Annotated in this window: 14 protein-coding genes and 1 pseudogene; 8 read left to right on the top strand and 7 right to left on the bottom strand. The window is 61.3% G+C overall.

Translation table 11 applies throughout. From position 1 onward, the window contains the following. Window positions 1-26: 26 nt before the first annotated feature. Entirely contained in the window at window positions 27-242 is a 216-nt protein-coding gene (rmf, locus tag PSH66_RS21875; RefSeq protein ID WP_002553055.1) for a ribosome modulation factor, read from the bottom strand. Between the two features lie 531 nt (window positions 243-773). On the opposite strand from rmf, the gene rlmKL reads away from it, so the two are divergent. From rlmKL to PSH66_RS30245, 3 genes and pseudogenes are all read left to right on the top strand, one after another. Then, the gene (rlmKL, locus tag PSH66_RS21870) at window positions 774-3,038 is read left to right on the top strand and encodes a bifunctional 23S rRNA (guanine(2069)-N(7))-methyltransferase RlmK/23S rRNA (guanine(2445)-N(2))-methyltransferase RlmL (RefSeq protein ID WP_042945135.1); all 2,265 of its coding nucleotides are present in this window, start codon (window positions 774-776) and stop codon (window positions 3,036-3,038) included. A 142-nt stretch (window positions 3,039-3,180) separates the two neighbouring features. Next, complete coding sequence (locus PSH66_RS21865; RefSeq protein WP_305427650.1) at window positions 3,181-5,568, top strand: GGDEF domain-containing protein; 2,388 nt, start codon at window positions 3,181-3,183, stop codon at window positions 5,566-5,568. A gap of 54 nt (window positions 5,569-5,622) precedes the next feature. Beyond that, a pseudogene (locus tag PSH66_RS30245) lies at window positions 5,623-5,733 on the top strand (N-acetyltransferase); the annotation flags it as partial. An 84-nt stretch (window positions 5,734-5,817) separates the two neighbouring features. Here PSH66_RS30245 and dacB read toward each other — a convergent pair. Continuing rightward, a complete protein-coding gene (gene dacB / locus PSH66_RS21860; protein WP_042945130.1) occupies window positions 5,818-7,278 on the bottom strand; it encodes a D-alanyl-D-alanine carboxypeptidase/D-alanyl-D-alanine-endopeptidase in 1,461 nt (486 codons plus the stop codon). A gap of 237 nt (window positions 7,279-7,515) precedes the next feature. Here dacB and PSH66_RS21855 point away from each other — a divergent pair, with 237 nt between their 5' ends. Beyond that, entirely contained in the window at window positions 7,516-7,860 is a 345-nt protein-coding gene (locus tag PSH66_RS21855; RefSeq protein WP_003175501.1) for a YggL family protein, read from the top strand. A 37-nt stretch (window positions 7,861-7,897) separates the two neighbouring features. Here the strand turns inward: PSH66_RS21855 and PSH66_RS21850 are convergent, their stop codons facing one another. Next, window positions 7,898-9,088, bottom strand: coding sequence for a benzoate/H(+) symporter BenE family transporter (locus PSH66_RS21850; protein WP_003175500.1), 1,191 nt, complete (start codon window positions 9,086-9,088; stop codon window positions 7,898-7,900). A 235-nt stretch (window positions 9,089-9,323) separates the two neighbouring features. Between PSH66_RS21850 and PSH66_RS21845 the strand changes: the two genes are divergently transcribed. Continuing rightward, entirely contained in the window at window positions 9,324-10,088 is a 765-nt protein-coding gene (locus PSH66_RS21845) for a GntR family transcriptional regulator (protein ID WP_003175499.1), read from the top strand. Between the two features lie 45 nt (window positions 10,089-10,133). On the opposite strand, the gene guaD is transcribed toward PSH66_RS21845, so the two are convergent. The 4 genes from guaD to xdhA form a co-directional block, all read right to left on the bottom strand. Then, complete coding sequence (guaD, locus tag PSH66_RS21840; protein WP_003175498.1) at window positions 10,134-11,438, bottom strand: guanine deaminase; 1,305 nt, start codon at window positions 11,436-11,438, stop codon at window positions 10,134-10,136. A gap of 7 nt (window positions 11,439-11,445) precedes the next feature. Continuing rightward, window positions 11,446-12,288, bottom strand: a complete 843-nt coding sequence (xdhC, locus tag PSH66_RS21835) for a xanthine dehydrogenase accessory protein XdhC (protein ID WP_003175497.1) — start codon at window positions 12,286-12,288, stop codon at window positions 11,446-11,448. A gap of 110 nt (window positions 12,289-12,398) precedes the next feature. Beyond that, window positions 12,399-14,798: a xanthine dehydrogenase molybdopterin binding subunit gene (gene xdhB, locus PSH66_RS21830; protein ID WP_305427649.1), complete on the bottom strand. Its 2,400-nt coding sequence runs from the start codon at window positions 14,796-14,798 to the stop codon at window positions 12,399-12,401. Next, the gene (gene xdhA, locus PSH66_RS21825; RefSeq protein WP_141063529.1) at window positions 14,791-16,239 is read right to left on the bottom strand and encodes a xanthine dehydrogenase small subunit; all 1,449 of its coding nucleotides are present in this window, start codon (window positions 16,237-16,239) and stop codon (window positions 14,791-14,793) included. Before xdhA ends, xdhB begins: the two co-directional genes overlap by 8 nt. Before the next feature lie 280 nt (window positions 16,240-16,519). On the opposite strand from xdhA, the gene PSH66_RS21820 reads away from it, so the two are divergent. From PSH66_RS21820 to zipA, 3 genes are all read left to right on the top strand, one after another. After that, window positions 16,520-17,179: a GntR family transcriptional regulator gene (locus tag PSH66_RS21820; RefSeq protein ID WP_003175494.1), complete on the top strand. Its 660-nt coding sequence runs from the start codon at window positions 16,520-16,522 to the stop codon at window positions 17,177-17,179. 2 nt (window positions 17,180-17,181) lie between these two features. Continuing rightward, window positions 17,182-20,670, top strand: coding sequence for a chromosome segregation protein SMC (smc, locus tag PSH66_RS21815; protein WP_305427648.1), 3,489 nt, complete (start codon window positions 17,182-17,184; stop codon window positions 20,668-20,670). Between the two features lie 258 nt (window positions 20,671-20,928). Continuing rightward, window positions 20,929-21,798, top strand: a complete 870-nt coding sequence (gene zipA, locus PSH66_RS21810) for a cell division protein ZipA (RefSeq protein WP_042945128.1) — start codon at window positions 20,929-20,931, stop codon at window positions 21,796-21,798. The last annotated feature ends 44 nt before the right edge of the window (window positions 21,799-21,842 follow it).

The raw sequence follows: 21,842 nt of genomic DNA, 5'->3' as shown, positions 1-21,842 counted from the left end.
TGGTATGTCGGAATTAAGTGCCCTGATTAGCCGACGGCGTGAAGTTCGTTGAGTCTGTGGATGCCCGCAGTGCCTGTCATACCGTCCCAGTTGTCGCCGCGTCCTTCTCGCCAGCCGTTAATCCAGGCTTGGCGTACCGACGGTAGAGTAAATGGGCAAAGCTCACGGGATTTGCCATGAACGCCATATTGATATCCGCGTAAAAATGCTCTTTCCAACGGATCACGCTTAAGTCTTCTCATAGGGTGTTTCCCTCACTTGTTGACTGTCTAGATATCCTTCGGCCTCGTCTGGGGCCGGGCAGAGTTTTTCTGCCGTTGGTGGGCTCGCTGCCGGCGTGGCGAGCCGATGTGTCGGCGTCGTTACGGCGCCAACCTGTGTTGAGTTCTAACCAATAGGTCACATGGATTCAATGATCGTTTTGTCATAAGCACGTAACGATAACGATGCTATAGCCATAAGCTGGGATGGCTTTTCGCCCCATTTGTCGGGCAAAGCCAGCTATGATGCACCCTGCCAAGAAAAAAGATTCAAACCCTGGCTGAGAATGCCCGCCTGTTGCAGTCGGTTATTATTCGACGAAGGGTCGGAATATTTCTTTTTGTTGCTTCAAATTCTTCTTCTGCCCCGTCAATAAAGGCCCAAGGGCCCGTCAGACAGGGTGGAGCGGCACATTCGTGCCACGCGAGCACTCTTCAAGAAAAGTGCTTGATTGAAAACCGAGCCGGCGATGCGTCGCCCGTTCATCTATTGCTGAAAAGCCTGGAATGCCCATGTCGGACCGTTTTGAACTCTTCCTCACCTGCCCCAAGGGCCTCGAAGGCCTGCTGATCGAGGAAGCCGTCGGGCTTGGCCTTGAGGACGCCCGCGAGCACACCTCGGCCGTGCGCGGCATGGCCGACATGGAAACCGCCTACCGCCTGTGCCTCTGGTCGCGCTTGGCCAACCGTGTGCTGCTGGTGCTCAAGCGCTTTCCGATGAAGGATGCCGAGGACCTGTACCACGGCGTGCTGGATATCGAATGGGCCGACCACATGGTCCCCGACGGTACACTGGCGGTGGAATTCAGCGGCCACGGCTCGGGCATCGACAACACCCACTTCGGCGCGCTGAAGGTCAAGGATGCGATTGTCGATAAATTGCGCACCCCGACCGGCGAACGTCCGTCCATCGACAAAATCAACCCGGACCTGCGCATCCATCTGCGCCTGGACCGTGGCGAAGCCATCCTGTCCCTCGACCTCTCCGGCCACAGTCTGCACCAACGCGGTTATCGCTTGCAGCAAGGTGCGGCGCCGCTGAAGGAAAACCTGGCGGCCGCGATCCTGATCCGTTCCGGCTGGCCGCGTATCGCTGCCGAAGGCGGCGCGCTGACCGACCCGATGTGCGGCGTCGGCACCTTCCTGGTCGAAGGCGCGATGATCGCCGCCGACATGGCCCCCAACCTGAACCGCGAACTGTGGGGCTTCACCACTTGGCTTGGTCACGTCCCGGCACTGTGGAAAAAACTGCACACCGAGGCGGCCGAACGCGCGGCTGTCGGCATGAACAAAGCGCCGCTGTGGATTCGTGGCTATGAGGCCGACCCGCGCCTGATCCAGCCCGCGCGTAACAACATCGAGCGCGCAGGCCTGAGCCACTGGATCAAGGTGTATCAGGGCGAAGTGGGCACCTTCGAACCGCGCCCGGACCAGAACCAGAAAGGCCTGGTGATCTGCAACCCACCCTACGGCGAGCGCCTGGGGGATGAAGCCAGCCTGTTGTACCTCTACCAGAACCTTGGCGAGCGTCTGCGCCAGGCGTGCATGGGCTGGGAGGCGGCGGTGTTCACCGGCGCGCCGGACCTGGGCAAGCGCATGGGCATCCGCAGCCACAAACAGTATTCGTTCTGGAACGGCGCCTTGCCGTGCAAGTTGTTGCTGATCAAGGTCAACCCGGACCAGTTCGTCACCGGCGAGCGGCGTACCCCGGAGCAGCGCCAGGCCGAACGCGAGCAGGCCGCCTACGACCAGGCGCCGACCGAGCCGCTGGAACGCCAGTACAACAAGAACGGTAACCCGATCAAGCCCGCTCCGGCCCCGGTGGTCGAGCAGGCACGCTTGAGCGAAGGCGGGCAGATGTTCGCCAACCGCTTGCAGAAGAACCTCAAGTTGCTGGGCAAGTGGGCCAAGCGCGAAGGCGTGGATTGCTACCGCGTGTATGACGCCGATATGCCCGAATACTCCATGGCCATCGACCTGTACCACGATTGGGTCCATGTACAGGAATATGCCGCGCCCAAGTCCATCGACCCGGAAAAAGCCTCTGCACGCATGTTCGATGCGCTGGCGGCGATTCCCCAGGCGCTGAACATCGACAAGAACCGCGTGGTGGTCAAACGTCGCGAGCGTCAGAGCGGCACCAAGCAGTACGAGCGCCAGAGCGCCCAGGGCAAGTTCACCGAGGTCAGCGAAGGCGGCGTGAAGTTGCTGGTCAACCTCACCGATTACCTGGACACCGGTCTGTTCCTCGACCACCGCCCGATGCGCATGCGTATTCAGAAAGAAGCGGCCGGCAAGCGTTTCCTCAACCTGTATTGCTACACCGCCACCGCGAGTGTGCACGCCGCCAAGGGCGGGGCGCGCAGCACCACCAGCGTCGACCTGTCCAAGACCTACCTGGACTGGGCCCGTCGCAACTTCTCCCTCAACGGGTTCTCCGACAAGAACCGCCTGGAGCAGGGTGACGTGATGGCGTGGCTGGAGGCCAGCCGTGATGAGTTCGACCTGATCTTCATCGACCCGCCAACCTTCTCCAACTCCAAGCGCATGGAAGGCATCTTCGACGTGCAGCGTGACCATGTACAGTTGCTCGACCTGGCCATGGCCCGCCTCGCGCCGGGCGGCGTGCTGTACTTCTCGAACAACTTCCGCAAGTTCGCGCTCGAGGACAACCTCAGCGCCCGCTACGCGGTCGAGGAAATCAGCGACAAGACCATCGACCCGGATTTTGCGCGCAATGCCAAGATCCACCGGGCCTGGAAAATCACCGCTCGCTGATAAGGCGTAGCCAAAAAGCCGTAAGCCTGGTTTATTCCGCGCTTGCGGCTTTTTTGCGCTGGTCAAACCCTGGGGTGATAGCTATAACTTAAGGCCTAGCCAAAGTGACACCCCCCGCACGCTGGCGTTGTGAGTGTTGCTTATGTCGTTGCAAGCCGTCCGCCCGAAAATCCTAGGTTTTATCAGTGAACAGGCCTCGGCCTGGCTGGTGGCATTGGTGGTGTTTTTGGCAGGGTGTGCCTTGACGGTCATCGTTGCCTGGGCCGCCTCCGATCTCTACCAGCAACAGGTGCGCCAGCGCTTTCAGTTGCTGGTCAACGAGCGCTATACCCGCCTGCAGGAGCGCTTCGAAGATCAGGAGCAACGCTTGAACAGCCTGCGACGGTTCTTCGTCAACTCCAGCGATGTGTCCCGCGAAGAGTTCGATGGCTTCGCCCAGCCTTTATTGCTGCGTGCCCGCGCCTATGCCTGGGCCCCTCGGGTGTTTCGCGAGCAGCGCAGCCGGTTTGAGCAGGAGGAGTCACGCCTGCGCGGCGAGCCCTTTGCGATCCGTGAATTGAACTCCGCCGGTGAGTTGGCCCCTGCGCCTGCGCGCGATGAATACGTGCCAGTACTCTACATTCAGACACAAAGCCTGGTGGGCTCACCCCTGGGCTTTGACCTTATGGCCCAGCCCCTGCGACGCTCAGCTCTTGAGCGTGCGCAGACGAGCGGTGGTTTGGCGGTGTCCCAACCCATGCAGCTGGTGGGCGTGGAGCCCGCGTACGCCGCCGGAGTGCTGCTCGTAGCCCCGGTCGCCTCCGAACGGTCGGCGACTGAGGTGCGTGGCTACGTGATGGCGGTGATCAGCATGCGCCAACTGGTGGCCGACGGCTTGCCCAAGCCTGCGCGGGACAACCTGGTGATGCAGATCGTCGATACCTCCGATGTGCAAAAACGCGTGCTGTACGCTTCCAGCAATGCCCCGGCGGACAGTGAGCTGGTCGGCGCGCGCCGCCTCACCCTGGGTGACCACGTCTACGCCCTGACCCTGCGTCCGAGCCAGGTGTTCGCCCAGGCCAACCATTCCTCGCTGACGACTGTCCTGACCATGGGTGGGCTGCTCAGCCTGTTGTTCAGCGCCTTGCTCTACGTGTTGGTCAGCCAGCGCCAGCGCGCGCTCAAGCTGGTGGAGCAGCGCACCGCGCAGTTGCACCAGCGCGAACAGGAGTTGCGCGGCGCCCATGGTCAACTGCGCAGCGTGCTGAACGCCGCCACTCAGGTCGCGATCATTGCCACCGACCTGCGCGGTGTCATCAACACCTTCAATGCCGGTGCCGAGCAGATGCTCGGGTTCAGCGCCGAGCAGGTGGTGGGGCGGTTGACCCTGGAGAGCCTGCACCTGGCACCAGAACTGGAAGCGCGCTCCGCCAGCCTGAGTGTGACCCTGGGCAAACGTATTCCCGCGAACCAGGCGATGCTGGTCGAAAGCCCCGACTCCTTGCATGAAGCCCGTGAATGGACGTTGATACGCTTGGACGGCAGCCCGTTGACCGTGAACATGCTGGCCACCGTGTTGCTGGATGATCACGGCTTATGGGTCGGGCATTTGGCGATTTACCTCGACATCACCGAGCAGAAGCGCGCCTACGAAGCGTTGGCCGCGCGCGATCGCTTGCTCAAGAAACTCAGCGCCCACGTACCCGGCGGGATCTTTCAATTCACCCTGGAACCTCAGGAAAACTGGCGCTTTATCTACGCCAGTGATGGTATGCGCGACATTTACGAAATCGAGACAGGCGTGTTGCAGCAGGACGCGAAGAAGGCTTTCGAGCGTATTCACCCGCTGGACGTGGAGCGCGTGCGCGCGTCGATTCGTTTGTCGGCGTTGCAGTTGAGTCATTGGCGCGAAGAGTACCGCGTGCAGTTGCCACAACGCGGTTTACGCTGGATTCGTGGCGAAGCGACCCCCGAGGAATTACCGGGCGGCGGTACGCTGTGGCACGGTTACGTGTCGGATATCTCCGATCTCAAGCGTGTTGAAGAAGAACTGCGCGCGCTGTCCATCACCGATTCCCTGACCGGGATTCACAACCGTCGGTATTTCCAGGATCGTCTCAAGGCCGAGATGGTAAGGGTCAACCGTACGTCCGGGGCCTTGTCGGTGATCATGCTGGATATCGATCATTTCAAGCGCATCAACGATAAGTACGGGCACGCGGTCGGTGATGGGGTATTGCAGGAACTGTGCAAGCGCATCAGTCAACGTTTGCGCCGCACCGATGTGTTCTGCCGTTTGGGTGGTGAGGAGTTCATGGTGCTGTGTCCCGGCACCGATGGCGAACAGGCCTACAGCCTGGCGGAGGATTTGTGGCGGGTGCTGCGCAACGCGCCGATGGAGCCGGTGGGCATCGTGACCGCCAGCTTCGGCGTGGCCAGTTGGCGCGTCGATGAGGGCATCGACGGGTTGCTGTTGCGCGCCGACTCGGCGGTGTACGTGGCCAAGCAGGCGGGCAGGGATCGGGTGGAGGCAGAGAAAGTACAGGCGTGAAAATGGGGAAGGGGGCTTGCCCTGATGCCAGTCAGTTAAGGGACAACACTGTATTTGTGGCGAGGGAGCTTGCTCCCGTTGGGCCGCGAAGCGGCCCCGCTCTTGTTTACAAAGAATGGGACTGCTGCGCAGTCCAACGGGAGCAAGCTCCCTCGGCACAGATCACTTTTTACCCCTTCCTTAATTGACTGGCATTAGGGCAAGCCCCTTTCCACATTTGTCCGGCGTCGCTTCCCGGGGCGGTGTTTGTTAGAGCACTGGGGCAGCCGCTGCCAGTTTAGGCTGGCGATACAGGTCCAGCAGCACCTGATCCAGCACCGACGAAGCGCCCCACGGCTTTGGATCGTTGAGAATCGCCACCACCGCCCAGGTATTGCCGTTGTTATCGCGGCTGAACCCGGCGATGGCACGCACGGTGTTCAAGGTGCCGGTCTTGACGTGGGCTTCGCCGCGCATGGCAGTGGTCTTCAGGCGCTTGCGCATGGTGCCGTCGGTGCCGGCGATCGGCATCGAGCTGATGAACTCCGCCGCGTAGGGGCTTTTCCATGCTGCCTGCAGCATCGCCGCCATCTCGCGGGCACTGACCCGTTCGGCGCGGGACAGGCCGGAACCGTTTTCCATCACCAGGTGCGGTGCGGTGATGCCTTTTTTCGCCAGCCATTGGCGCACCACGCGTTGCGCAGCCTTGGCATCGTCGCCGTCGGCATCGTTGCGAAACTGCGCGCCCAGGCTCAGGAACAGCTGCTGGGCCATGGTGTTGTTACTGTATTTGTTGATGTCGCGGATGATTTCCGCCAGGTCCGGCGAAAACGCTCGGGCCAGCACTTTGGCGTCCTTGGGCACCGGCGCCTGGATATCACGGCCCTGGATGCTGCCGCCCAATTCCTTCCAGATCGCGCGTACGGCACCGGCCGTATAGGTGGCGTGGTCCAGCAGCGACAGGTAGGTTTGTGAGCTGCAGCCGTCGGCCAACTGGCCGCTGACGGTCACCGTCACGCTGCCATCGGCGGCCGTGACCGGGCTGTAGCGTACGTCGCCGGTGCATTGCTTGGCGTTGGAGACTTTTACCTGGTTGTCGATGCGAATGCTGGCAATCGGTGGCTCGACCGACACCAGCACCCGCCCGGCGTCATTGCGCGTCACAAAACGCAGGGCCTTGAGGTTGACCAGCAGTGCGTCCGGCTTGACCAGGAACGGTTTGTTCTCGTCATTGCCATCGTCGTTGAACTCGGGCAATTGCGGCGGGATGAAGAAACCGCGGTCCAGCACCAGGTCACCGGTGACTTGCTGCACGCCGTTGGCGCGCAGGTCGCGCATCAGCAGCCAGAGTTTTTCCATGTTCAGTTTGGGATCGCCGCCGCCCTTGAGGTACAGGTTGCCGTGCAGCACGCCACCGCTGAGGGTGCCGTCGGTGTAGAACTCGGTTTTCCACTGGTGGTTGGGGCCGAGCATTTCCAGGGCCGCGTAGGTGGTGATCAGCTTCATGGTGGACGCAGGGTTGACCGACACGTCGGCGTTGAAGACGGTGGCGGTGCCAGGGCCGTTCAGTGGGATCATCACCAGGGATAATGCGGTGTTTTGCAGTTTGGCTTTTGCCAGCGCCTGCTGGACATTGGGAGGCAAGGTGTTGTTGATCGGGGCGGCGGTAGCGCAGAAGGCCAGGGGCAGTAGAAAACCGGCAAGCAATAATGGACGCAAAGATTTGATCATAAGAAGTGAAACCCTGCTGCTGAAGGCGGGTGAAAAGGCGAGGGGTATGGATGAAAATCCCTCAATGGTCATGAAAGTGTCGGCATTATGCCCCAAGGCAGCGGCACTTGTGGCTGAACGATAGCTGCAAATCGGCGTTTTTTTTGCCGGCATTGTGCCGCCCGTCCCAGAGAGTCGGGCAATCGCCGCCTTAAACTGCTAGAGTGCCGGCCGTTATTACTTAAGAGGATTGTTCCAATGGCGACTAACCGTTCCCAGCGTCTGCGCAAAAAACTGTGCGTTGATGAATTTCAAGAGCTGGGTTTCGAACTGAACCTGGACTTCAAAGAAGGCCTGAGTGAAGAAGCTACCGATGCTTTCCTCGAAGCATTCATCAAAGAAGCCATGGAAGCCAACGGCCTGGGCTATGTCGGCGGCGATGACTTCGGTCTGGTTTGCCTGCAGAAGCGCGGCTCGGTCAACGAAGAACAGCGCGCAGCTGTTGAAGGCTGGCTCAAAGGCCGCAGCGAACTGAAAAGCGCTGAAGTCAGCCCGCTGCTGGACGTGTGGTATCCGGAAAAGCCGATCAACGCGGCTAAGTGATACTGAAAAAGACGGCGACCTCAGGGTCGCCGTTTTTTTATGCCTTGCGCCAATTCAGAATCAACAGCGTCAACACCCCCGCCACAATCCCCCAGAACGCCGAGCCGATGGAAAACAACGTCAAGCCGGACGCCGTGACCATAAAGGTGATCAGCGCCGCTTCCCGCTCCTTCGGTTCATTCATGGCGATGCTCAAGCCATTGATGATCGAGCCAAACAACGCCAGGGCCGCAATCGACAGCACCAGTTCCTTGGGCAGTGCGGCGAACAGTGCCGCCAAGGTGGCGCCGAACACCCCGGCAATCCCGTAGAACACCCCGCACCACACGGCCGCCGTGTAGCGCTTGTTACGGTCTTCATGGGCATGGGGCCCGGTGCAGATGGCCGCGCTGATTGCCGCCAGGTTGATGCCGTGGGAGCCGAACGGCGCCAGCACCAGCGAGGCCAGGCCGGTCGCGGTGATCAGCGGCGAGGCGGGCACGGTGTAGCCGTCAGCCCGCAATACGGCGACGCCCGGCATGTTTTGCGAGGTCATCGCCACCACGAACAGCGGGATGCCAATGCTGATGGTCGCGGCCAGCGAGAAGTGCGGGGTGGTCCAAACCGGTGTCGCCACTTCCAGGTGAAAACCGCTGAAGTCCAGCAGCCCCATCAGCCCCGACAGCAGGGTGCCGATGATCAGGGCCGCCAACACCGCATAGCGTGGCGACAGGCGCTTGATGATCAGGTAGGTGAAAAACATCCCCAGTACCAGCCCGGTGCGATGTTGCGCGGCGACGAAAATCTCGCTGCCGATCTTGAACAGGATCCCTGCCAGCAGCGCCGCCGCCAGCGACGCCGGAATACGCTTGACCAGCTTTTCAAAGCTGCCGGTCAACCCGCAGATCGTCACCAGCACCGCGCAGGTGATGTAGGCCCCGATGGCCTCGCCATAACTCACGCCACCCAGGCTGGTGATCAGCAGCGCTGCGCCGGGGGTGGACCAGGCGATGGTGATCGGTGTGCGATAGCGCAGGGACAAGCCGATGCTGCACACCGCCATGCCGATGGAAATCGCCCAGATCCATGAAGAAATCTGCGCCGTGGTCAAACCGGCGGCCTGACCGGCCTGGAACATCAGCACCAGGGAGCTGGTGTAGCCGGTCATCATGGCGATAAAGCCGGCAACGATCGCCGAGGGGGACGTGTCGGCCAGCGGGCGCAAGGGCGCTTGAGTGGCGTCGGTCATGGGGAGGTGTTCCTTTTACCGGAGAAATTGCGGATTCAAGCCTAAACTCAAACGTAACCCGTCATTGCAATACAGCCGAGGCCGCAAACAGCCGTACAGTGTGTTGGCGCATCGGGTTGTGTACAATGTGCCACGCTTTTAGGTGATACTTGCCAGCGACCCCATTGTTGCCGTATTACCTTACAAGTCACCGTATTACCGTTAATTCGCCGCCGTTCTCCCTACCCGAGTGCCCATGAACGAACAGTTGCAACCTCTCAAGAAACAACCGCGAGCCGGCAAGGCCGGTCGCAGCGGGACCCAGGACGATATCGTCTATGCACATATCTTCGAGGCCATCCTCGAACAACGCCTGGCGCCCGGAACCAAATTGAGCGAAGAGGCACTGGGCGAAATCTTCGGCGTGAGCCGCACCATCATTCGTCGCGCTCTGTCGCGCCTGGCCCATGAGGGCGTGGTGCTGCTGCGGCCCAATCGCGGTGCGGTGGTGGCCAGCCCCAGTGTCGAAGAAGCGCGCCAGGTGTTTCTCGCGCGGCGGCTGGTGGAGCGGGCGATAACCGAGTTGGCGGTGCAGCACGCCACCGCTGAACAACTGGCCGAGTTGCGCCAGATGGTCAACGACGAGCGCGACAGTTTTTCCCGTGGCGACCGCGGGGCGGGCATCCGCCTCTCCGGCGAATTCCACCTCAAGCTGGCCGAAGCGGCGAAGAACGCGCCGCTGATCAGCTTCCAGCGCAGCCTGGTGTCCCAGACCTCGTTGATTATCGCCCAGTACGAAAGTGGCAACCGCTCGCACTGTTCCTACGATGAGCACACCCAATTGATCGATGCGATCGAAGCCCGCGACGCGGCGCTGGCGGTGAACCTGATGATGCATCACATGGATCATATCGACAGCAAGCTCAACCTCGATGAAGAGAGCGCGTCGGATGATTTGCATGCGGTGTTCTCGCATCTGTTGCAGACCAAGAAGCCGGGGCGTTCTTCAGTCAAGCTGTAATTGCCCTGGCTCACCCTGCACAAAATGTGGGAGGGGCGGTTGAGATCAGCGTTGGTGCACGAGTTGCCCCGCCGCATACGTCTGCAACACCGCCCGATCATCCCCCAGCGTCATCAGCACGAACAACGTCTCGGCAATGTTATTGGCCTGCTTCAAGCGATAGCTCAGCAGCGGCGTGGCGTTGTAGTCCAGCACCAGAAAGTCTGCATCGGTACCCGGTTGCAACGTACCGATCTTGTCTTCCAAACGCAGCGCCCGCGCGCCACCCAGCGTCGCCAGGTACAGCGACTTGAACGGGCTCAACCGCGCGCCCTGCAACTGCATGACCTTGTAGGCTTCGTTCAGGGTTTGCAGCAGGGAGAAACTGGTACCACCGCCCACATCCGTGCCCAGACCTACGTTCAATTTGTGTTTCTCCGCCATCGGCAGGTTGAACAGGCCACTGCCGAGGAAGAAGTTCGACGTCGGGCAAAAGGCGATCGCCGAACCGGTCTCCGCCAGCCGCGCGCATTCGTCATCGCACAGATGTACACCGTGAGCGAGCACCGAACGCTCACCGAGCAGTTTGTAGTGGTCATACACATCCAGGTAGCCGTTGCGCTCGGGGAACAGCGCTTTCACCCATTCGACTTCCTGCTTGTTCTCACTGATGTGGGTCTGCATGTACAGGTCCGGGTACTCCCCCAGCAGTTGCCCGGCCAGCGTCAATTGCTCCGGTGTGCTGGTCGGCGCGAAACGCGGCGTGACCGCATAGTGCAGACGGCCCTTGCCATGCCAGCGCTCGATCAGTGCCTTGCTTTCCTGGTAGCCGGATTCGGCGGTGTCGGTGAGATAGTCCGGTGCGTTGCGGTCCATCATCACCTTGCCGGCGATCATACGCAGGTCGAGTTTCTCGGCTGCTTCAAAAAACGAATTCACCGACTGCGGGTGCACGCTGCCGAATACCAGCGCGGTGGTGGTGCCGTTGCGCAGCAGTTCCTTGATAAAGATGTCCGCCACTTCTTCGGCATGGGCCTTGTCGGCGAACTGGCTTTCACACGGAAACGTGTAGGTATTGAGCCAATCCAGCAACTGCTCGCCATAGGCACCGACCATGCCGGTTTGCGGCAGGTGGATATGCGTGTCGATCAGGCCAGGGGTGATCAGCGCGTCCTGGTAATGGGTAATGTCGATATCGGCCGGCAGGGTCGGCAGCAGCTCACTGGCGTGACCCAAGGCGCTGATCTGGCCGTTGTCGATCACCAGCAGGCCGTCTTCGAAGTATTCATAGGACGCCTCAATGCCCACTTCGGCGGGGTCGGCGAGGCTGTGCAGGATGGCGGCGCGGTAGGCTTTACGAGTCAAAGGCATGGTCATCTCAATGCGTGGCGTGGCTGCGGCGTGACACCGGCAGCAGTTTGGCAATAGGTTCGGCGCCTGCAGTGTGCTGGCCGAAATGGGCGTTATAGGTGGCGATGATTTCCCCGGCGATGGAGATGGCGATCTCCACCGGCAATTTGCCCTTCACCTCGGCGAGGCCCATGGGGCAGCGCATGCGTTGCAGTTGCGCGGCGTCGAAGCCGCGGTCACGCAGGCGGTGTTCGAACTTGACGCGTTTGGTCTTCGAACCGATCAGGCCGAAGTAGGCGAAGTCATTGCGCTTGAGCAGGGCGGCGGTGAGTTCCAGGTCCAGCGCGTGATTGTGGGTCATGACAATGCAGTAACTGCCCGCCGGCAGGTCGGCGATTTCATCGACCGGCTCTTCACTGACGATTTTACGTACGCCCTGAGGGATATGCTCCGGAAACTCCTGCTCACGCGAATCGATCCAGCGTACCCGGCATGGCAGGCTTGCCAGCAGCGGCACCAGCGCGCGGCCGACATGGCCGGCGCCGAACACCGCAATCTGCGCCTGCACCTGACCCATGGGTTCGAACAGCAGCACCGTCACGCCGCCGCAACACTGGCCCAGGCTCGCCCCCAGGCTGAAACGCTCCAGGTGAGTGTTCTGTTGGCCGCGCGCGAGCATGTCTCGGGCGATTTGCATGGCTTTGTATTCCAGATGTCCGCCACCGATGGTGTCGAAGGTCTGGGCGGCGCTGATCACCATTTTGGAACCGGCGTTGCGTGGGGTGGAGCCGAGTTCTTCGACGATGGTCACCAGTACGCAGGGTTCGCCTTGGTTTTGCAGGTCGGCGAGGGCACTGATCCAGTTGTTCATAGTCACCTCTTGTGGTGTCTGTCAGGCCGTCATCGGGGGCAAGCCCCCTCCCACATTTGGAATGCATTCCCATGTGGGAGGGGGCTTGCCCCCGATGGCAGCGCCTCGGTCTAAAGCGAAGCCAATTCGGTTTCAGTCTCTACAGGCACAACCGCCTGCAACCGCCGCATCTGCTCACACCCCCACAACACCCGCTCCGGTGTCGCCGGCGCATCGATCTGCGGCTGATGACGATAATTTCCCAGGCTCGCCACGGCATCCTTGATCGCGCACCACGAAGCAATCCCGAGCATGAACGGTGGTTCGCCCACGGCCTTGGAATGGAACACGGTGTCTTCCGGGTTCTTGCGGTTTTCCACCAGCTTCACGCGCAGGTCCAAGGGCATGTCCGCCACGGCCGGGATCTTGTAGCTGGCCGGGCCGCAGGTCATCAGCTTGCCCTTGTTGTTCCACACCAGCTCTTCCATGGTCAGCCAACCCATGCCCTGGATGAAACCGCCCTCCACCTGACCGATGTCGATGGCCGGGTTCAGCGAGGCGCCGACATCGTGGAGGATGTCGGTACGCAGCATCTTGTATTCGCCGGTCAGGGTGTCGACGAGCACTTCGCAGCAGGCCGCGCCAAAGGCGTAGTAATAGAACGGTCGCCCGCGTGACTGGCTGCGGTCGTAGAAGATTTTCGGGGTCTTGTAGAAACCCGTGCTCGACAGGGAGACTTGGGCGAAATACGCCTGCTGGATCAGTGCCTCAAAGGTCAGGATCTGCTCGCGCACACGCACGTGGCCGTTATGGAATTGCACATCCGCTTCGCTGACGTCGTACTTGCGGGCGGCAAATTCCACCAGGCGCTGTTTGATGGTTTCGGCGGCGTTCTGGGCGGCCTTGCCGTTCAGGTCGGCGCCGCTGGAGGCAGCGGTCGGCGAGGTGTTGGGTACCTTGTCGGTGTTGGTGGCGGTGATCTGCACCCGGTCGATGTCGACCTGAAACACTTCGGCCACTACCTGGGCGACCTTGGTGTTCAGGCCCTGGCCCATTTCGGTACCGCCGTGGTTAAGGTGGATGCTGCCGTCGGTGTAGATATGGATAAGCGCACCGGCCTGGTTGAGAAAGCTGGCGGTGAACGAAATACCGAATTTTACCGGGGTCAGTGCCAGGCCTTTCTTCAGGATCGGGCTGTGGGCGTTGTACCGGCGAACCGCTTCGCGGCGCTCGGCGTATTGGCTGCTGGCCTCAAGCTCGGCGGTCATTTCTTCGAGCATGTTGTGCTCGACAGTCTGGTAATAGTGGGTGACGTTACGATCGGTCTTGCCGTAGTAGTTGGCCTTGCGCACCGCCAGCGGGTCCAGCGCCAGGTGGCGGGCGATGGTGTCCATCACTTCCTCGATGGCGACCATGCCTTGCGGGCCGCCGAAACCACGGTAGGCGGTGTTCGACGCGGTGTTGGTCTTGCAGCGGTGGCCATTGACCGTGGCGTCGCCCAGGTAATACGCGTTATCGGCGTGGAACATCGCACGGTCGACAATCGAGTTGGACAGGTCCGGCGAGCAACCGCAGTTGCCCGCCAGTTCCAGGTTGATGCCCTGCAGGCGCCCGCTGTCGTCAAAACCTACGTCGTATTCAATGTAGAACGGATGGCGCTTGCCGGTCATCAACATGTCTTCCGCACGCGGCAGGCGCATCTTGGTCGGCTGGCCGGTGAGGCGCGCGACCACCGCACACAGGCACGCGGGGCTGGCGGCCTGGGTTTCCTTGCCGCCAAAACCACCGCCCATGCGGCGCATGTCGACGACGATCTTGTTCATCGACACGTCCAGCACCTCGGCCACCAGTTTCTGCACCTCGGTGGGGTTCTGCGTGGAGCAGTAGACGATCATGCCGCCGTCTTCGGTAGGCATCACCGAGGAGATCTGGGTTTCCAGGTAGAAGTGTTCCTGGCCGCCGATGTGCAGCGTGCCCTGGATACGGTTTTTCGCCGCTGCCAGTGCGCCGGCCGAATCCCCGCGCTGGTGGGTGTGGCTGTCGAGCACGAAGTGCTTGTTGCGGTAGGCCTCGACCACATCCAGCACCGGTTCCAGGTCTTCGTATTCGATCACCGCAGCCATGGCGGCCTTGCGTGCGGTGTCCAGGTCGCGGGCGGCCACGGCCAGCACCACCTGGCCGACGAACTGCACGGTGTCGATGGCCAGCAGCGGGTCGCCGGGCAGCAGTGGGCCGATGTCTTTGAGCCCCGGTACATCTTCGTGGGTAATGACGATACGCACGCCGTCGAAGGCGTAGCACGGCGCGGTGTCGATGCTGATGATGCGTGCATGGGCGCGGTCGGACAGGCGCGCATACAGGTGCAACTGGTTGGGGAATTCCAGGCGGTCGTCGATGTACTGCGCCTCGCCGCTGACGTGCTTGGCGGCGCTGTCGTGCCTGACGCTGCGACCGACCCCGGTGGTCAGGTCCTGGGCGAACAATTGGGCGAGTTCGGCCTGGGTTTTTTCCACGGCGTGATGATTAGACATAAGCGGTCACCCGAGTCTCGATGTGCGGCGTTTGCAGTTCGATGAAGTACTTGCGCAACAGGTTCTGAGCGCTGAGCAGGCGGTATTCCTTGCTGGCGCGGAAGTCCGACAGCGGGGTGAAATCCTCGGCCAGGGCGGCGCAGGCTTTTTCCACGGTGGCGGCGTTCCAGGTGGCGCCAATCAGTACGCTTTCGCAGTGTTTGGCGCGTTTTGGCGTGGCCGCCATGCCGCCGAACGCCACGCGGGCATCGCTGATCACGCCGTTGTCGAGCTTGAGGTTGAAGGCCGCGCACACCGCCGAAATATCATCGTCCAGGCGCTTGGACACCTTGTAGGCACGGAACAGTGAATGGCCCTTGGGCACGATGATTTTCTCGATGAATTCACTGTCCTGGCGGGCGGTGACGCGGTAGTCGATGAAGTAGTCTTCCAGCGCCAGCGTGCGGCGGGTCTCGCCCTTGCACAGCACGATCCGTGCGCCCAGGGCGATCAGCAGCGGCGGTGAATCGCCAATCGGCGAGGCGTTGCCGATATTGCCGCCCAGGGTGCCCTGGTTGCGGATTTGCAGGGACGCAAAACGCTGCAGCAGTTCGCCGAAGTCCGGGTATTCGCGGTTGAGCGCCGCGTAGCAATCGGACAGGGCGGTGGCGGCGCCGATTTCCAGGCGGTCGTCGAAGGTTTCGACGCGCTTCATCTCTTCAATATTGCCCACGTAGATCATCACCGGCAGCGTGCGGTGGAACTGCGTGACTTCCAGCGCCAGGTCGGTACCGCCGGCCAGCAGCCGCGCTTGTGGGTAGGCGTCATAGAGATCGGCCAGGTCGGCCACGGTGAGCGGCACCAGGCAACGCTTGTCGCCACTGTTGAGTTCGCCGGTTTGTGTGGGGGCGATGGCTTTAAGGCGGGCAATGGTCTCGGCCCGGCGGTTGTCGAATTGATCCTGCGGCTTGTTGCAGCAGGCCTGTTCGGCGGCGGCGAGGATCGGGCGGTAACCGGTGCAGCGGCACAAGTTGCCAGCCAGGGCTTCATGGGCTTTGGCGCTGTCGGGGGCGTCACTGTTCTTTTGCAGGGCAAACAACGACATCACAAAACCCGGAGTGCAAAAGCCGCATTGCGAGCCGTGGCACTCGACCATGGCCTGTTGCACGCTGTGCAGTTGGCCCTGGTGCTTGAGGTCTTCGACGCTGATCAGCTGCTTGCCGTGCAGGGACGAAACAAAAGTGAGGCACGAATTGAGGCTGCGATAACGAATCTGCTCGGCGCCTTGATCGTCCGTATGCAACTCGCCGATCACCACGGTGCACGCACCACAATCGCCGCTGGCGCAGCCTTCCTTGGTACCGGATTTGCCCAGGTGCTCACGCAAATAGTCGAGCACGGTCAGGTTGGGGTCCAGGGCGTGCTCGCTACGGAGTTCCTGGTTGAGTAAAAACTGGATCACGGAAGGCCTCGCAGACTCATTATTGTTGTTAACCGCTTTGCGCCGAATCTAGTCATGTCTGACTTTTCGGTCAATTGTTTTCTGACTTAAAGGTCAAGAAAATGCGCTCACAACACGTTCAATTATGGTTCAGTCTTCTGGAACCGGTGTTTTTGCGGGCTTGTACGCCTGAAACATTGCTTATTTCATGCCAAATTCGCCCCCGTGGGCGTAGCGCCATCAGCGGGCCAATGCGCTACACTGCCGCGCTTGTACCGATAGAAGATTTTGAAGGTAAAACATGACGTTCAAGGCGCCGGACAGTCTCGCCGAGCAAATCGCTCACCACCTCGCCGAACGCATCATTCGCGGCGATCTCAAGCCTGGGGAACGGATCCAGGAACAGAAAGTCACGTTGGCACTCAATGTCAGTCGTGGGTCCGTGCGCGAAGCCTTGCTGATCCTCGAACGCCGCCACCTCATCGCGATCCTGCCGCGCCGTGGCGCCCACGTCACCGAACTCACCGCGCATAAGGTGCAGAGCCTGTGCACGCTGATGAGTGAGCTGTACATCCTGCTCGGCAATGCGGTTGCCCTGGGTTGGCAGACCCAGGCCGACATGGCGCCGTTCGTGCAGATCCAGCAGCGGCTGGTGAGCAATTTCGAGCGCCAGGACATCCGCGCCTTTGTCGAAGAATGCTTCAATGTGATGCGCGCCGCGTACCCCTTCGCCAATAACCCGTATTTGCAGGAAACCGTCGAAAACCTGCAACCGGCGATGAACCGCGCCTATTACCTGGCGCTGGATCAGCGCAAGGCGTCCATGAGCGAGTACCTGGCGCTGTTCGAGCAACTGCTCGCCGCCGTGCTGGCGCGTGACCTGCCGCAGATCCGCCAGGTGCTGTCGGCTTATTGCCAGCGCAGCAGTTCATTGGTGATCGCAGCGTTGGCGGACGCCTAAGCGTGCGGCTCAAGTGCATCAAGTTGGCGGGGTTCAAATCCTTCGTCGACCCGACCACGGTGAACTTCCCCAGTAACATGGCGGCGGTGGTCGGACCCAATGGGTGCGGCAAGTCGAACATCATCGACGCCGTACGCTGGGTGATGGGCGAGAGCTCGGCGAAAAATCTGCGTGGCGAGTCGATGACCGACGTCATCTTCAACGGCTCCACCAGCCGCAAGCCGGTGAGCCAGGCCAGCATCGAACTGGTGTTCGACAACTCCGACGGCACCCTGATCGGCGAATACGCGGCTTACGCCGAGATTTCCATTCGCCGCAAAGTCACGCGCGACAGCCAGAACAGCTACTTCCTCAACGGCACCAAGTGCCGGCGACGCGACATCACCGATATCTTCCTTGGCACGGGTCTTGGGCCACGCAGCTACTCGATCATCGAGCAGGGCATGATCTCCAAGCTGATCGAAGCCAAGCCCGAAGACCTGCGCAACTTTATCGAAGAAGCGGCCGGCATTTCCAAGTACAAGGAACGCCGCCGCGAGACCGAAAACCGCATCCGCCGCACCCACGAAAACCTGGCCCGCCTGACCGACCTGCGCGAAGAGCTGGAGCGCCAGTTGGAGCGCCTGCACCGCCAGGCCCAGGCGGCCGAGAAGTACCAGGAATACAAGGGCGAGGAGCGCCAGCTCAAGGCACAACTGTCGGCCCTGCGCTGGCAGGCCTTGAACGATCAAGTGGGCCAGCGCGAAGCGATCATCGGCACCCAGGAAATCAGCTTCGAAGCGCTGGTGGCCGAGCAGCGCAATGCCGACGCCAGCATCGAACGCCTGCGTGACGGCCATCATGACCTGTCCGAGCGCTTCAATCTGGTGCAGGGCCGCTTCTATTCGGTGGGCGGCGATATCGCCCGCGTGGAGCAGAGCATCCAGCACGGTCAGCAGCGTTTGCGCCAGTTGCAGGACGATCTCAAGGAAGCCGAGCGTGCGCGCCTGGAGACCGAATCGCACCTGGGTCATGACCGCACCTTGCTGCTGACCCTCGGCGAAGAGCTGGACATGCTCACCCCCGAACAGGAAATCACCAGCGCCGCCGCCGAAGAAGCCGCCGCTGCCCTGGAAGAAGCCGAAACCACCATGCATGGCTGGCAGGAGCAGTGGGACACATTCAACCTGCAATCGGCCGAGCCGCGTCGCCAGGCCGAAGTGCAGCAGTCGCGCATCCAGCAACTGGAAACCAGCATGGAGCGCCTGGCCGAGCGCCAGCGGCGGCTGCAGGAAGAGCGCGTGTTGCTCGCCGCCGACCCGGAAGACGCAGCGATCATGGAGCTGAGCGAGCAACTCGCCGAAAGCGAAATGACCCTCGAGGAACTCGAAGCCAGCGAAGAACAGCAAGTGGAGCGCCTGGAGCAACTGCGTCAACAATTGCAACAGGCGACCCAGGCGCAGCAGCAGGCCCAGGGCGATTTGCAGCGCCTCAACGGTCGTTTGGCCTCCCTGGAAGCGTTGCAGCAAGCTGCGTTGGACCCCGGTACCGGCACCGCCGAATGGCTGCGCGACCAACAGTTGGCCGAGCGCCCGCGTCTGGCTGAAGGTTTGAAGGTCGAGGCCGGCTGGGAGCTGGCGGTGGAAACCGTGCTCGGCGCCGACCTGCAAGCTGTACTGGTCGACGACTTTGGCGGTTTTGACCTCGCCGGGTTTGCCCAGGGTGATCTGCGTTTGCTCAGCCCCGCCGCCGATGGTGCGCGGGTGCCGGGCAGCCTGCTGGACAAGGTCGAGGCGGCGATTGATCTGTCGCCGTGGCTGGGCCAGGTCAAACCGGTCGAATCACTTGAGCAGGCCCTGGCCCAGCGCGGCCAACTGGCGGCCGGTGAAAGCCTGATCAGCCGGGATGGTTACTGGGTCGGCCGCCACTTCCTGCGTGTGCGTCGCGCCAGTGAAGCAGAAAGCGGTGTGCTGGCCCGTGGCCAGGAAATCGTCAACCTGAGCGCCGAACGTGAAGAGCGCGAAGCCACCCTGCACAGCCTGGAAACCGAACTGCAAACCCTGCGCGCCACCCAGCGCCAGCAAGAGACCGGCCGCGAACACCTGCGCCGCCTGTTGCAGGACGAAGCGCGCCAGCAGGGCGAATTGAAAGCACAACTGTCGGCCAGCAAGGCCAAGGCCGAGCAACTGACCCTGCGCCGTACGCGTCTCGACGAAGAAGCGGCCGAGATGGGCGAGCAACGTGCCCTGGAGCATGAACAGATCGGCGAAGCGCGCCTGCACTTGCAGGAAGCCCTCGACAGCATGGCCCTGGACACCGAGCAGCGCGAACTGCTGCTGGCCCAGCGCGACAGCCTGCGTGAACGCCTCGACCGTGTGCGTCAGGAGGCGCGGCAACACAAGGACCACGCGCATCAATTGGCGGTGCGCCTCGGCTCGCTGCGCGCCCAGCACGACTCTACGCGCCAGGCCCTTGAACGCCTGGAGATGCAGTCCGAACGCCTCACCGAAAAGCGCGAGCAACTGAGCCTCAACCTGGAGGAGGGCGAAGCGCCGCTGGAAGAGCTGCGCCTCAAGCTCGAAGAATTGCTCGACAAGCGCATGACCGTCGACGAAGAACTCAAGACCGCGCAAATCGCCCTGGAAGACGCCGACCGCGAACTGCGCGATGCGGAAAAACGTCGGACCCAGGCCGAGCAGCAATCCCAGTTGATTCGCGGCCAGCTCGAACAACAGCGCATGGAATGGCAGGCCCTGACCGTGCGCCGCAAAACCCTGCAGGACCAGTTGCTCGAAGACGGCTACGACCTGCACGGCGTGCTCAACACGCTGACCGCCCAGGCCAACGAGAAAGACGCCGAAGAAGAACTAGAGCGCATTGCCGCGCGTATTCAACGCCTGGGCGCGATCAACCTCGCCGCCATCGACGAATACCAGCAGCAGTCCGAACGTAAACGGTATCTGGATGCCCAGGACGCCGACCTGGTCGAAGCCCTGGACACCCTCGAAAACGTGATCCGCAAGATCGACAAGGAAACCCGCAACCGCTTCAAAGATACCTTTGATCAGATTAATGGCGGTTTACAGGCGTTATTTCCAAAAGTTTTCGGCGGTGGCAGCGCTTACTTGGAACTGACGGGCGAAGATCTACTCGATACAGGGGTGACGATCATGGCGCGGCCTCCGGGCAAGAAGAACAGCACCATCCATTTGTTGTCCGGCGGCGAAAAAGCCCTGACCGCATTGGCCCTGGTATTTGCCATCTTCAAGTTGAACCCGGCGCCGTTCTGCATGCTCGACGAAGTGGATGCCCCGCTGGATGACGCGAACGTGGGACGCTATGCGCGACTGGTCAAAGAGATGTCCCAGACCGTGCAGTTCATCTATATCACCCACAACAAGATCGCCATGGAAATGGCTGATCAACTGATGGGCGTGACGATGCACGAACCGGGCTGTTCGCGTTTGGTGGCGGTGGATGTCGAAGAAGCGATGGCGATGGTGGAGTCCTGACCCGCGCCGAGAGAGAATTTTCTTGGCATGCTGTAGGACGATTTACCGGTCTGGCGAAAGTGGCAAATGGACATATTTGTTCAAGGCATTTTGACAGACGGTGTAAAGTTATCTTTGGTCGTGCTAGTTTAATGTCAATTTTTCGTGTGCGTGGGCAAAACGTCAGTCAGAACATAGAGTTGGCGCCACGTTTTAAAGCGGTTTGCACGGTGCTAAACCCCTTATTTTTCAGCATTTTTTATAGAGGCACGGGATTACATGGAAATCGGTCTGCGCGAGTGGCTGATCGTCATCGGCATTATTGTCATTGCCGGTATTCTTTTTGATGGCTGGCGCCGCATGCGCGGTGGCAAGGGCAAGCTCAAATTCCGTCTGGACCGCAACCTGTCCAACTTGCCCGACGACGACGGCAGCGCCGAGCTGCTGGGGCCACCCCGTGTGCTGGACACCCATAAAGAGCCGCAGCTGGACGAGCACGACTTGCCGTCGATGAGCGCGCCGGTGCGTGAAGCCCGTGAACCGTCCACCAAGCGCGGCAAGCGCGCCGCCGCCGGCGTGGCCGAGCCGCATCAGGGCGACCTGAACCTCGACGTCGACGACGGCCCGAGCTTCAGCAGCCGCGACGATGATTTCCCGGATGAAAATGTCGGCAAGGCCGCCAGCGCGTCGCGCCAATCGGTCAACGATCAGCCGGCCGCCGAAGAAGTGCTGGTGATCAGCGTGATCTGCCGCGACGCCGCCGGCTTCAAAGGTCCTGCACTGCTGCAGAACATCCTCGAGAGTGGCCTGCGTTTCGGCGAGATGGATATCTTCCACCGTCACGAAAGCATGGCCGGAAATGGCGAAGTGCTGTTTTCCATGGCCAATGCGGTCAAGCCGGGCACCTTCGACCTGGACGATATCGACCTGTTCAGCACCCCGGCGGTGAGCTTCTTCCTCGGCCTGCCAGGCCCGCGTCACCCGAAACAGGCGTTCGACGTGATGGTGGCCGCTGCCCGCAAGCTGTCCCAGGAACTCAACGGCGAACTCAAGGACGACCAACGCAGCGTCCTTACCGCCCAGACCATCGAACACTACCGTCAGCGCATCGTCGAATTCGAGCGTCGCGCCCTGACACAGAAACGCTGAGGTTTGGCCTCGAGCGTTGTCGATAGAATAAGCGCACCAACATT

This window comes from Pseudomonas sp. FP597, from assembly GCF_030687435.1.
GTDB lineage: Bacteria > Pseudomonadota > Gammaproteobacteria > Pseudomonadales > Pseudomonadaceae > Aquipseudomonas > Aquipseudomonas lactucae.
The sequence above is the reverse complement of the archived record's forward strand: the minus strand, read 5'-3'. Positions and strand labels throughout refer to the sequence as shown.